This window comes from Lishizhenia sp. (assembly GCF_057456495.1).
The window spans coordinates 1-12,767 of sequence record NZ_JBVCPV010000073.1; the positions used below are offsets into that span (position 1 = coordinate 1).

At 37.8% G+C, this 12,767-nt stretch carries 14 protein-coding genes and 1 pseudogene; 7 read left to right on the forward strand and 8 right to left on the reverse strand.

The features are described 5' to 3' along the window. Positions 1-393: 16S rRNA (cytosine(1402)-N(4))-methyltransferase (gene mraW, locus AC22ZQ_RS06945; RefSeq protein ID WP_318958058.1), on the reverse strand; the 393-nt coding region annotated here is incomplete at its 3' end. Then, entirely contained in the window at positions 380-841 is a 462-nt protein-coding gene (gene mraZ, locus AC22ZQ_RS06950; protein WP_318958059.1) for a division/cell wall cluster transcriptional repressor MraZ, read from the reverse strand. The genes mraW and mraZ, both read right to left, overlap by 14 nt. 267 nt (positions 842-1,108) lie before the next feature. Between mraZ and yihA the strand changes: the two genes are divergently transcribed. Then, a complete protein-coding gene (gene yihA / locus AC22ZQ_RS06955) occupies positions 1,109-1,720 on the forward strand; it encodes a ribosome biogenesis GTP-binding protein YihA/YsxC (RefSeq protein WP_318958060.1) in 612 nt (203 codons plus the stop codon). A gap of 263 nt (positions 1,721-1,983) precedes the next feature. Here the strand turns inward: yihA and AC22ZQ_RS06960 are convergent, their stop codons facing one another. Continuing rightward, on the reverse strand, positions 1,984-2,994 hold the full coding sequence (locus AC22ZQ_RS06960) for an NAD-dependent epimerase/dehydratase family protein (protein ID WP_318958061.1): 1,011 nt from the start codon (positions 2,992-2,994) through the stop codon (positions 1,984-1,986). A 140-nt stretch (positions 2,995-3,134) separates the two neighbouring features. Between AC22ZQ_RS06960 and AC22ZQ_RS06965 the strand changes: the two genes are divergently transcribed. Continuing rightward, positions 3,135-3,386, forward strand: a complete 252-nt coding sequence (locus AC22ZQ_RS06965) for a hypothetical protein (RefSeq protein WP_318958062.1) — start codon at positions 3,135-3,137, stop codon at positions 3,384-3,386. Here AC22ZQ_RS06965 and AC22ZQ_RS06970 read toward each other — a convergent pair. Continuing rightward, complete coding sequence (locus AC22ZQ_RS06970) at positions 3,383-3,739, reverse strand: MGMT family protein (protein WP_318958063.1); 357 nt, start codon at positions 3,737-3,739, stop codon at positions 3,383-3,385. The two genes, AC22ZQ_RS06965 and AC22ZQ_RS06970, sit on opposite strands and share 4 nt — an antisense overlap. Next, positions 3,717-4,415, reverse strand: a complete 699-nt coding sequence (trmB, locus tag AC22ZQ_RS06975) for a tRNA (guanosine(46)-N7)-methyltransferase TrmB (RefSeq protein ID WP_318958064.1) — start codon at positions 4,413-4,415, stop codon at positions 3,717-3,719. Before trmB ends, AC22ZQ_RS06970 begins: the two co-directional genes overlap by 23 nt. 323 nt (positions 4,416-4,738) lie before the next feature. Between trmB and AC22ZQ_RS06980 the strand changes: the two genes are divergently transcribed. After that, positions 4,739-5,440, forward strand: coding sequence for a glycosyltransferase (locus AC22ZQ_RS06980; protein WP_318958065.1), 702 nt, complete (start codon positions 4,739-4,741; stop codon positions 5,438-5,440). On the opposite strand, the gene AC22ZQ_RS06985 is transcribed toward AC22ZQ_RS06980, so the two are convergent. Both AC22ZQ_RS06985 and AC22ZQ_RS06990 read right to left on the reverse strand, forming a co-directional pair. Further along, complete coding sequence (locus tag AC22ZQ_RS06985) at positions 5,428-6,477, reverse strand: sensor histidine kinase (RefSeq protein WP_318958066.1); 1,050 nt, start codon at positions 6,475-6,477, stop codon at positions 5,428-5,430. The two genes, AC22ZQ_RS06980 and AC22ZQ_RS06985, sit on opposite strands and share 13 nt — an antisense overlap. A 68-nt stretch (positions 6,478-6,545) precedes the next feature. Next, positions 6,546-7,226 (reverse strand): response regulator transcription factor, encoded by a 681-nt coding sequence (locus tag AC22ZQ_RS06990; RefSeq protein WP_318958067.1) that lies wholly within the window; start codon positions 7,224-7,226, stop codon positions 6,546-6,548. Positions 7,227-7,608: 382 nt separating this feature from the next. Here AC22ZQ_RS06990 and AC22ZQ_RS06995 point away from each other — a divergent pair, with 382 nt between their 5' ends. From AC22ZQ_RS06995 to AC22ZQ_RS07010, 4 genes are all read left to right on the forward strand, one after another. Further along, on the forward strand, positions 7,609-8,586 hold the full coding sequence (locus tag AC22ZQ_RS06995) for a LuxE/PaaK family acyltransferase (protein ID WP_318958068.1): 978 nt from the start codon (positions 7,609-7,611) through the stop codon (positions 8,584-8,586). A gap of 28 nt (positions 8,587-8,614) precedes the next feature. Further along, entirely contained in the window at positions 8,615-9,148 is a 534-nt protein-coding gene (locus AC22ZQ_RS07000) for a hypothetical protein (RefSeq protein WP_318958069.1), read from the forward strand. A 179-nt stretch (positions 9,149-9,327) separates the two neighbouring features. After that, positions 9,328-11,379, forward strand: coding sequence for a polyphosphate kinase 1 (gene ppk1 / locus AC22ZQ_RS07005; RefSeq protein ID WP_318958070.1), 2,052 nt, complete (start codon positions 9,328-9,330; stop codon positions 11,377-11,379). An 84-nt stretch (positions 11,380-11,463) separates the two neighbouring features. Continuing rightward, the gene (locus tag AC22ZQ_RS07010; RefSeq protein WP_318958071.1) at positions 11,464-12,363 is read left to right on the forward strand and encodes a Ppx/GppA phosphatase family protein; all 900 of its coding nucleotides are present in this window, start codon (positions 11,464-11,466) and stop codon (positions 12,361-12,363) included. 170 nt (positions 12,364-12,533) lie between these two features. On the opposite strand, the pseudogene AC22ZQ_RS07015 reads toward AC22ZQ_RS07010, so the two are convergent. Next, positions 12,534-12,767: pseudogene (locus AC22ZQ_RS07015) on the reverse strand (tyrosine--tRNA ligase); the annotation flags it as partial.

A 12,767-nucleotide genomic window follows, 5' to 3' on the forward strand; every position in this document is an offset into this window, starting at 1 on the left:
GCTAGATTGGTTCATACGCATATCTAAAGGATAATCTCCTCTGATGCTAAAGCCTCTGCTTCCTTCATCGAATTGGTGAGAAGAAACACCTAGGTCGGCCAAAATACCGTCTACTTGTTTGATGCCTAAAAGGCGTAAGTGATTTTTGATGAAGGCAAAGTTGCTGGCTACGAAATCAAAGTTTTTCGCGTCCCAAGCATTTTTCTTTGCGTCTGGATCTTGGTCGAAAGAAATTAAACGACCTGTAGTTAATTTTTCGAAGATAGCTCTTGAATGCCCTCCGCCACCGAAAGTAACGTCAATATATGTTCCTTCAGGGTTGATGTTTAACCCGTCCAAACATTCTTGTAACATTACAGGATTGTGGTATGTATAGTCTTTATTCTGTGTCATCTCCAAATTCACCCATTACTTCATTTGCCAAATCAGCAAAATCTGCCATGTTGTCTTCAATCATATTGAAGTACTTAGCTTTGTCCCAAATCTCCACTCTATCGTTGTAAGCGATTAACACCAACTCCTTTTTCAATCCAACCTTTTCCATTTGCGCCACAGGAATTAAAATCCTCCCTGCTTTGTCTAAGTTGATTTGTTTGGCTCCTTGGTGAAAGAGTCTGTAAAACATTCTGTTTTGTGGTTTGAACAAGTTTAGCTTGCTCAGTTTGGCGCTTAATTTTTCCCATTCGTTCATTGGGAAAAGAGTTAAGCACTCCTCAAAACCTTTGTTTAACATGAAATTTTCTTGGGCAGCAGGAGAAAGTTGCTTCCTCAAATCTGATGGAAACATGAAACGACCTTTGGCGTCCATTTTTACTTCATATTCTCCTACTAATCCTGCCATGACAGTTTATAATGGGTAAAAATACTGGAAAAAATACCACATTTTACCACTTTTCTACCATTGTTGATAACTTGATACGGTAGGAGACAAAATAAAGTTTCATTTATTTTTCAAAAACTACTGTTTTTCTTGGGTTTTGACGTGAAATTTATCTGGTGGTAGAAAGTGGTAGTAAAATGTCAATGTTGAAAAATATTGCGTGGGAAATGGGAAGAAGAGTTGCTATGGCAAGGCCGAAAATTTTAATACTTTTGCAGAAAAAATAATATGATAATCAAAGAGGCAAAGTTTGTGATCAGTAATACAGAGTTGGATAAGTGCCCAACTCCGGATAAGGCTGAGTATGCGTTTATTGGAAGGTCGAATGTGGGGAAGTCATCTTTGATTAACATGTTAACCAACAATGGTAAATTGGCCAAAACTTCTGGGCGACCAGGGAAGACGCAATTGATCAATCACTTCTTGATAAATGATGAGTGGTACTTGGTGGATTTACCAGGATACGGTTTTGCCAAGGCTTCGAAAGAGAGTAGGTTTAAATGGACGCAATTCATACAAGATTATTTAATGAACAGAGAAAATTTGTTGAATACATTTGTGTTGTTGGACGCACGTTTACCACCGCAGAAGATAGATTTAGAATTTATGAACTGGTGTGGACATAACGAGATTCCTTTCTCAATGGTATTTACCAAAATTGATAAGTTGTCGAGTACTGCTTTGCAGAAAAACTTGGCAGTTTACAAAAAGGAAATGAAAAAGATCTGGGAAGAGTTACCACCTGTATTTACAAGTAGTTCTACTTCTAAATTTGGTAGAGAAAAGATTTTGAACTACATCGATCAGATTAACGTATTGTACGCAGAGAGTAAGAAATAGATTGCAGTACTCCCAACAGGGACAGTATTGGCATAAAGTGATAAAGGGCTTTAAAGGCACTTGGTTAAAGCTTAGCGACTAGAGAAGCTAAATTTAACGTAGTGCGTTTTTAGCTCTTTTTTTGCTTTATATAAAGGAAGGCCCGGCTGTTGGCCTATTGAGGAGGAGGGTTTAATAATTCAAGGATTCAACAATTCAAGGATTTAACAATTCAAAGATTCAAGAATTTAACGGTGTGTTTTATCTTCTTAATCATCAGAGGTTTAAAGTTTTCCCTTTACGGCATTTTCTAGCATTTCATCGAGGGAATAGAATTGATAGCCGATTGCATTTTTGATTTTTTCGTTGCTGAATACTGCAGTTGCATACGTATTGGCAATAGAGTCTTTAGTGAGCACAGGTTGCGAAAAAGTAAGCAAACTTAAAAGTTTAGCTGCTCTCCATGCTAAGTTGGCTGCAAAGCGGGGGAGGGCGATGTTGGGAGCTTTGGTACCCAAATGTTTGGCTGCGGTTTCCATCATGTTTTGAAAGCTCGTGTTGGCACCGACACATAAGAAGCGTTCCGCCGAAATATCACTTTCCATTAATTGAACCATGATGTTGGCTACGTCTCGAGCATCTACAAAAGCGTTGCTTCCAGGAGGATAGAACTTCATACCCTTCTGAAGGGTTTTTAAGATGGTTAAAGAGCTTTCGTTCCAGTCACCGGGTCCGTAAACTACACTCGGGTTAACAATTACAGCATTTAATCCTTCTTCTATACCACGCCATACTTCTTTTTCAGAAAGATGCTTGGTCATGGAATAACCACTTACGGGAATGTCAGGATTCCACTTTGAGCTTTCGTTAATAGGGGTAGTACTTTCCTTAACGGGTTTACCTACGGCTGCAGTTGAACTAACATGGCAAAGTTTTTTTACACCGTGTTTCAACGCCATATTAACCACATTTGCCGTTCCACCTCTATTGATTTCTACCATTTTTCTGAAATCCTTTTTTTGGTAGGATACTTTTGCTGCACAGTGGTATATATAATCAACGCCTATGATTTGTTCTTCAAGTTCAGGTAAGTCGAGAACATCGCATTTTACCCAGGTTATTTTATCGAATAAAGTATTGCCTTCTTCGGGGTTGTAGTAGTTGAATAAGGCTTTGACCTTGTCCATTTTAGCTGCATCTCTATAAAGCGCACGCAAAGGTGAGTTAGACGAAAGAGTTAATTTGTAGAGGAGATGGCTCCCTATTAAACCGCTGGCACCTGTGACTAAAATCATGCGGTAAATGTAAGTATTTCTGTTAAAGGTTGTATTTAGTAAAGATTAGTTTATTGGTTAGAATTAGGTATTCATCAATAAGAAAATGTAGTTGAAAGAGTTTCTTTTTTTTGTTAAGAAAAAGGTCTTAAATTTAAAATATGCAAACTAAACTATTAATCATAGGTCTCCTATTGGGAGCATCTTATTCTTGTCAATCTGAATATGACCGTCAGATGGAAAAGGCGAAAGCTCACATGAAGTCTGTAGAGCTTATGGCAAAACAGCAGCAACAAGTTGTAGAAATGAAAGCTTTGATGCGTGAAGTAGATAGAGATATTGCTATTTGCGCTGAGATGTCAGGCAATAAAACGCTGTTTTTAGAAGAGCTGAATTATACGGCAAGCAATTAAAGCGTAAGTTCTGTTGTTGGGTCCCAATACAGATTTTTAAAATCTACCACGGTGTCATCTTTCACCACTATACCTTCTGCTCGCAATTTTTCTTCCATAGCAGTAGGTGATTCAAAATGCATTTTACCTGTAAGCATTCCGTTTCTGTTCACTACCCTGTGTGCGGGGATATGTGGCATGCCATGGGCATTGTTCATTGCCCAACCTACCATTCTGCTAGAGCGTGCAGCACCTAAATATTTAGCAATAGCACCGTAGCTCGTTACTCGTCCATAAGGAACAAGTTCTACCACTTGATAAACGCGATCAAAGAAATCGGCGTTTTTCTCGCTAAGCTTTATCGTTTTGCTCATTATCAATTAGGAATTTACAGTATTTGATCTGGTGACCTCTTTCTGTAAATAATTGTTCGTAGTGAGTTTTGATATGCATTATATCGTGTACTTCCTCAGGCAATTTATCTACATCACCGTATAAGTCCCAAGTGAAGAACAATTGTTTGTATCCATGTTCCTTAATTTCTTCTTCGGTAGATTCAAATAGAACATCACTATCAGTTTTCAAGTGTACGATTCCACCTGGCTTTAAGATTTGTCTGTATCTATCAATAAAGAACTTAGAAGTGAGTCTTTTGTTCGGCTTGTTTGGTTGTGGATCACTAAAAGTTAACCAAATCTCGTCTACTTCGTTTTCGGCAAAGAAAGAAGTAATGAAATCTATTTTTGTACGCAAAAAAGCGACGTTATTTAAACCTTCGGCTATACATTCTTTGGCTCCTACCCACATACGGGCTCCTTTAATGTCTAAACCAATGAAGTTTTTATTGGCGTATTTACGTGCTAAACCTACGGAGTATTCTCCCTTACCACATCCCAATTCTAACACGATAGGGTTGTCGTTTTTGAAGTACTGCTCTCTCCACTTTCCTTTTAATTCAAATGCGTTTTCTTTGACCTCGTGCATAGAAGGTTCAAAAACATTTGACATTTCCTTCATTTCATTAAAGCGACGTAACTTGTTCTTTGCCATTTTTTCCTATTTTGGAGCTGCAAAAATAGAAATCTTCCAAGGATTTGAACGAAAGTATTTCAACTATCACACATCAAACAGTATTATTTAGTCCTTTGAATTGGGGGTTGGGTCATGTTTCGCGCAGTGTTCCTTTGTTGGAACAGTTGATAAAACAAGGGAATGAGGTTATTGTCTGCTGCAATTTGGATCAGGAAGATTTTTACCGCGCTTATTTTCCTGAGCTGTGGTATGTTAGTCATAAAGGCTATCCTTTTAAGTTCAAGGGCAACGGAACTTTTCTTAGGGATGTAATGAAAAACTACTTTTAATTAAGGCATCGTTTGGATGTAGAATTGGAAGAGGTGAAAGCATTGGTGAAGGTTTTTACGCCTGATGTAATCATCAGCGATCAGCGCTTCGGGTTCCGTCATCGAAAAGTAAAAAGTATTATTATTTCACATCAACTGCATTTAAATTTACCCAAGTACGCTTTTTTCGGACAATGGTTGAACCGTAAAATGCTGAGAAAGTTTGATGAGGTTTGGGTACCCGATAGTGAGTTGGATTTAAGTGGTGAATTATCACAGTCTAAAATCGCACATAAGCGCATAGGGATATTGAGTCGTTTTCGCCAAGCTGTAGAAGCACAGGAACCCAAGTATAAATATTTGGTGATCGTGAGTGGGCCTATGCCTTACGCAAAAGATTTTCTGTTAGAGATGAGTGAACGCCTCTCAAATTGTGAAGGGAAACATGCTTTAATTGCAGGTCTAGATGCTTTTGATTACGAGGCTACCAAAGATAATGTGGAGGTGTATTATCAACCCAATCAGGAATGGATGGAACGTCTGTTTGGAGAGTCAGAGATTATAATTTCTAGAAGCGGTTATTCTACCTTGATGGATTTGATACGATTAAAAAGAAATGCCATTTTAATTCCCACCAAGGGTCAAAACGAACAAGAGTATTTGGCCAAACACAACGCCAAGCGTAAACAATTTACTTTTGTTACTGAAGAAGAGTTTAAGAATTATCCTCTTTGATTTTTAGCTCTTGCCAAGGTAAAAGAGAAGGTTGATCCCAATCCTTTTGTAGAGCGAACATTGATGGATTGATTGTGAGATTCTATGATGTGTTTTACGATGGATAGTCCTAAACCAGATCCTCCTTCGTTTCTGTTTCTACTTTGTTCCACGCGGTAGAAACGTTCGAAAATACGCGGAAGTTTTTCTTCCTCGATTCCAGGACCATCGTCGGCAACCTCACACATAATTGCATCTTCTAACGGGAAGAAGCGCAAAATTGTTTTACCATTTTCATTTCCATAAAAGATGGAGTTGCTGATTAGGTTGGTAAGCACTTGTGCAATTTTGTTTCGATCTGCATACACATAAATAGGATCGTATTTCTTGTTGAAAGCAACACGTATATTTTTCTCTTGGGCAGGAATTTCTAACGATTCCGTAACTTCCTCTGCCAAATCTACGATATCGAAATTCTTGAAGTTGAATTCTACACGATCTACCTCCATTTTGGTGATAGAGTCTAAATCGTCGAGAATACCCGCGATTCTATCTGTAGCTTTAGAAGCGCGTTCTAAGAATTTGCGATTGACATTCTCATCTTCTAAACCTCCCTCTAATAAAGTAAGGATATATCCCTGTATGCTGAAAATTGGCGTTTTTAATTCGTGGGCTAAGTTTCCTAAAAACTCTTTTCTAAAAGCGGCTTGTTCTTTCAGTTTGCTAATTTCTTGGTTGCGTTCTTGTGCCCACTCGTTGGTATCTTTTGCAGCTTGGTCCAAGATGTCGCCATAAATCGTAATGTTAGGATCGTCGTGATGGAGTTTCCCTTTGCGAATTGTTCTGTACAAGATTTTGATTTTATTCGAAATGAATTTGGTTATCAAAACTTGGAAAATGAAAAAGCATAGTAAACCTAATCCAAATGCAATGACTATCATTAGCTCCAGTTCCAATTGGGCCTTTGGAGCTAAGAAAAAGTACATGGCCAAGAAGCTCAATACTCCTACGAGTATGCTTCCGATAAAAATTAGTTGATAGGGTTTAATGCTTTTCATGGAGGGCAAAAATAGTTTGCTGAAGTATTTTTTGTTGCGCTATTCTAAAGACTTAACAATAAGATAAACTAGGCGATGAATTTGTAACCTACACCTTTAACGGTTTGTATGTAATCAGAGCCAATTTTCTCGCGTAGTTTACGTACATGCACATCTATGGTTCTATCACCAACTACAATTTCATTCCCCCAAACGGTATCCAAAATAATTTCTCTCCCGAATACTTTTTGTGGTTTTGAGGCCAATAAAGAAAGAAGTTCGAATTCCTTTTTAGGTAGATGTAATTTTTTTCCTTTTAGAATAACTAAGTATTGCTCTCTATCGATAATAAGGTCTTCGTTGATTTCATTGTTCTCTTCTTCCGATGCTGTCATTCCTCCACGACGAAGCAAAGCGTTGATGCGCGAAACGAGTACTTTGGGCTTAACGGGTTTTGAAATGTAGTCGTCGCCACCTATGTCTAAACCGGCGATCTGACTGTAATCTTCATTTCTAGCGGTTAAAAAACAAATCACAACATCGTTATAGCTACTGTTTTTACGGATGATTTCACAAACTTCCATTCCGTCCATTTCAGGCATCATAACGTCTAGAAGAATCAAATCAGGTTTACTTTCTTTGAGCTTTTCTAATCCTAATTTTCCATTTTCGGCAGTACTTACTTCAAACCCTTCTTTTTCCAAATTGTATTGGATCAATTCTCTAATATCTTCTTCGTCATCTATAATAAGTACCTTCTTCATGTTCATCCTTTTTTGCTAATTTAATACAAATCTAATAATAAGTTAAGCCCCATTATTGGATTCTAAAAATGAAGACAAATATTCAGCGACTGAAAATGGATATCGTAAAATGGGGAGATTGGATGATTATATGCAAGCATATCAGATTATCCGCGCTGAATCCATAGAAATCCGCAGAAGCAATCTTTGAAGGCTAACTTTTACCCGGGTAAATAAAAGTGCTTTTTTTCCTTTTACATCCACAAAACTTGTATATCTTTGTAGCAGTAGTAGTAGGTTAGGTTGATTAGTGTAACGAGAGCTTTGGACGCCCGTCCGAGAGCTCTCGTTTTTTTTATGCCTACTTTTTTAAGACTCTATTATCTTTGTTTTAAATCTAAGTAGCATCATGGAAGACATCGCTGAACGCATATTTTCAATTCAGAATGAAATAGAATTCGAGGCAATTGCCTTGGAAGTGTTTCAGCATCAATATGCGCATAATAAGATTTACAGAAAGTTCTGCGATTTACTGGGCAGAACCACACCAACTTCAGTAGAAGAAATTCCATTTTTACCCATTTCCTTTTTTAAAACAGACAAAGTAGTTTGTGATTATGTGCAAACGCAAAAGGTCTTTAAAAGTTCAGGGACAACGGGTATGACAAGAAGTGAACATCATGTGCACGATTTAAAACTATATGAGCAATCTTTTCTCAAAGCTTACAATGCATTCTTAGGTGATGTTCAGGGTCATGTGGTAATTGCATTGCTTCCGAGTTATCTTGAACAAGGTGAGTCCTCTTTATTGTATATGGTAGATCACTTAATTAAAGCGAGTAAGAATGCTTCTTCTGGATACTTCTTGGACGATATAAGAAGTCTAGAAGCACATATACAATCGATTCGAAAGGAACAAGTTGATAAAAAGGTAGTCTTGTTTGGAGTAAGTTATGCCTTGTTAGATTTTGCAGATTTGAAGCCTGATTTGGAAGGTTGTGCAGTGATAGAAACAGGAGGCATGAAAGGTCGACGCAAGGAAATGCTAAAGGAAGAGTTGCATGAAGTGTTAAGCAAAGCATTTAATATTCCGGTCATATCTTCTGAGTATGGAATGACCGAACTCTTATCTCAGACTTACAGTGTTGAAGAGCAGCTTTTTAAATCTCCACCTTGGATGGATGTAAGAATTAGATCGGTGAACGATGCATTGTCGTATAATAAAAATGGAAAAACAGGTGGTGTAAATGTGATAGATTTAGCTAATTTGCACAGTTGTAGTTTTATCGCTACACAAGATTTGGGAAAGCGCGTTGAAGGTGGTTTTAAAATTTTGGGTAGGTTTGAAAATAGCGATATTAGAGGATGTAACCTTTTGGTGCAATAATTGATTAAGGAATAAAAAACAAGATAGAATGAAAAGAATATTAGGAGTAATGATGTTGGTGCTGGTCTTAAGTTCTTGTGCGACCAGAGAAGCGTATACTAACGCAATTAGAGATGAATGGAATTTAACAGATGCCTCGAAAATGAAAGGCGTTCAGTTTTATACTTCAGATTATATAGAGCTGGTTCGTCAAAAAAGTGAAGGTGTTAAAACGACAGAATCTGATGGATCTTTGGTGAAGAGTGAAAATACTACATCAGATCGTATCATTATTCCTGCACGTACCAAGTGTATTTTTGATAGTTACGGAGAAAACGGAGAGATAATTATTCGATTTGAACCGGGAGCAGGAAGAGTATTGAGGTTTGCTATGAAAGAAAATACAACCCTTGATAAGTATTACTTTGTTGCGGTATGGAAGAACGGAAAAGGTTTGGTAGAATACGGAAATGAAGAATATGAAGCGACAGCGGCAAGTGCACGTGCTTACTTGGTGGTTAAGTTACAGAAATGGAAAAAAGAAAAGAGAAAAGATAGAGTAGTGCGCGGTATGAAAGTGTAAGTAAAACTACTCAAAATAGTATTAGAAGGGTCCCCAAATGATTTGGGGACTTTTTTTATGGAATTTTTAAGAGTTTTATTAGTGTATTGTTATCAAAAAGTAACTTTTAAATTAACTTTAGAAAAAGTAAGGAAAGTAGAAGGATAAGTTTTCAATCTTTGCTACTTTACAGGTAGACTATGAGTTTAATCAATAGAGAATTAAGTTGGTTATCGTTTAACCAACGCGTGTTGCAGGAGAGTTTAGATAAATCTGTTCCCTTGGTGGAACGCATTCGTTTTTTGGGTATTTACTCCAATAATATGGATGAGTTTTTTAGGGTGCGCGTAGCTACGATTCACAGAATGATTGCTTTACGTAACCGAAAAGTGGAAGGTTTTGATGGTTCTCCGTCTGCATTGTTAGATGAAATTCAAACTACTGTAAAAAGACAGCGACGTGTTTTTGAGTTGTCTTATGCGCGTATTCTTAAAGAATTGGGTGAACAAGGTTTTGTTCAAGTCAATGAGAATACTGTGAGTGATGAAAACAAGGAATTCTTAAATGAGTACTACCGTAATGAACTCAAAAGAGATATCGTTCCCATTATTTTAGGAACCAAAAAGAAATTTCCTCGACTCAAGGATGATGGTATTTACTTGGCGGTAAAGTTTTGTCAGCACGAAAAGGAGAAGAAGCATTATGCTTTGATTCAAATCCCTTCTTCGCACCCAAGGTTTATTACCTTGCCAACAACCAATGGAAAGCAAAATGTTATCCTTTTGGATGATGTAATTCGACTACACTTAAGTAACATCTTTTCCATCTTTAAATTCGATGAAATTCATGCGTATACGTTCAAGTTTACGCGAGATGCAGAGATAACTTTGGATGATGATATTTCTATTTCCATGATGGAAAAAATGGAGGAGAGTATCAAACAACGTAAGAAAGGTTCGCCCATACGTTTTGTCTATGATCAAAACATGCCGGCGGATTTATTAAAATTCTTACTAAAATCTCTAGGGATAGAAAAGTACGACCATCAAGATTCTGGAAGTAGGTACCATAACTTTAAAGATTTCATGAAATTCCCGGATTTCGGTATCAAGGAATTTACATACGAACCTTTGCCTCCATTAGAACATCCAGTTTTGAGAGATTCTCGATCAGTGATAAAAACTGTATTGAAACAAGATATACTCTTGCACTATCCTTACCAAAAGTTCGACTATTTGGTAGATCTTTTACGAGAGAGTGCCATTGACCCGAAAGTGTTGAGCATTAAAATCAATATCTATAGGGTAGCGCCAAAATCGCAAGTCATTAACGCCTTGCGTGTAGCCATACAGAATGGAAAAAGCATTACCGTTGTGGTAGAGCTACAAGCGCGTTTTGACGAAGAAAACAACATGTACTGGGCCAATAATTTGAGAGAACATGGTGCGCGAATTATTTATGGTGTACCTGGATTAAAAGTACACTCGAAGTTGATACAAATTACCCGTATGGTCGGGCGTAAAAAACAATTGGTTGCGCACGTTGGTACTGGAAACTTCCACGGAGGTACAGCCAAAGTTTATGGCGATTACGGTTTGCTTACGGCCAATCCATTGATCACAAATGAGGTGGAGAAAGTGTTTAATTTGTTAGAGAATAATATTGAACGCGGTTTGTACCGTAAGCTCTTTGTATCGCCTTTTAATACGCGCCGAAAATTCATTAACCTGATCAATAGAGAGGTGAAGAATGCCAAGCGTGGTTTGCCTGCTTATATCAATATTAAATTGAATAACCTGGTAGATAAAAAGTTGATACAAAAACTCTATGATGCGAGTCAAGCTGGAGTAAAAGTACGACTCATTATTCGCGGGATTTGTTGTTTGGTACCGGGTGTAAAAGGGAAGAGTGAAAACATTGAGGCGATAAGTATTGTAGACCGTTACTTAGAGCACGTTCGTTATTTCTCATTCTGTAACAATGGAAACCCAGAGCATTATTTGTCTTCTGCAGATTGGATGGTGAGGAATTTGGATAAACGTATAGAGGTTACAGCTCCTATTTTGGACAAAGGGATACAACAAGAAGTGGCTGACATTTTTGAAATACAATGGAGCGATAACCAAAAGGCTAGAATTTTGGACAGGGCGCAGGCTAATAAATATAGAACCGTAGAGGGGGAGGCACACCGTTCTCAAACTGAAATCTATGCCTACTACCAAAAGAAATTAGAAAGAGATGCAGCTGTATAAATGCAACTTTTGTAGGTGAAATTTCAAGTCTAATTGTGCGGTATTGACAAAAAAATATCTTAGTTTAATACCCAAAAGCAACACTTGATTTACGGAGCCATAGACATAGGAACAAACGCAGCCCGACTTCTCATTGGTCAGGTCACTAAAAACAACGGTCATTCTTACGTTAAGAAGATCAGTTATACTCGTATTCCCTTGCGTTTGGGGTTAGAAGTATTCGAAGATGGTATCATCTCCCTGAAAAAGGAAAAGGAGTTTGTAAAAACCATGCAAGCCTTTAAGCTTATTGCAGAAGTTTTCGATGTAGCTGGACTAAGGTGTTGTGCTACTTCTGCTATGCGTGAAGCTAAAAATGGTAAAGAAATCAAGGAGCATATCGAAAAAGAGGTAGGGGTGAAAATTGAAATTATCGGTGGAAAAGAAGAGGCTGATATTATTTTCTCTACTTTCTTTTTATTGAACATAGACAAAGATTCCCCTTTTATTGTAATTGATGTAGGAGGTGGTTCAACAGAAATTTCTGTATTCGAAGATGGTCAAAAAGTAGCAGGTAAATCTTTCCGTGTGGGTACTATTCGTATGATGAAGCACAAGGAAAGCAAGCAGATATGGAAATCCATGAAAAAGTGGATAGCAGACCACGTAGATGGATCTGTCCAGCACAAAGTGTTTGCTACTGGTGGTAACATCAACAAGGTGCACAAGCTGTTGGGGAAACAACACATGGAACCCATCAAATACCGTGAGTTGGATGAGCTTCACGATAAACTCGCAGCTTTGGATGTAGATCAACGTGCCGAGAAATATCAATTAAAGCCCGATAGAGCCGATGTAATCGTTCCAGCGTGTGAAATCTACCTTTACGCCATGACCTGTTTGAAATCCACAGAAATGTTCGTCCCCAAGATTGGACTATCAGATGGAATTATCCATCAATTGCACGCCAATGCGGAGAAGAATAAGGCGAAGAAAGGGAGTTAGTTTAATTCTAGGATTCATCTCACGACAGTTCGGCTCCGTTCACCATGACGCTCCACTCGTGAACCTCTTCTAAGGATTTGTAAAACTCAGAAATAAAAAAAAGGATGAACAATTCAATGCTCATCCCTTTCAATATATCTAACGGTCTAACCGTCTAAAAATCTAAATGTCTACTCCACAATTAACAAGTAGTTGTTCTTTTTTCCTTTTCCAAGTAACACGTACTTATCGTTGATCAATTGCTCTTCAGTAATCATGAAATCATCTTTTACTTTCGCTTTGTTTACAGCGATAGCATTTCCTTTCAACTCTCTACGTGCTTCACCGTTTGATTTCAAGAAGTTCGTTTCGCTACCTAAAGCATTAACGATGCTCAATCCTTCTTTTATCATATCACGAGATAC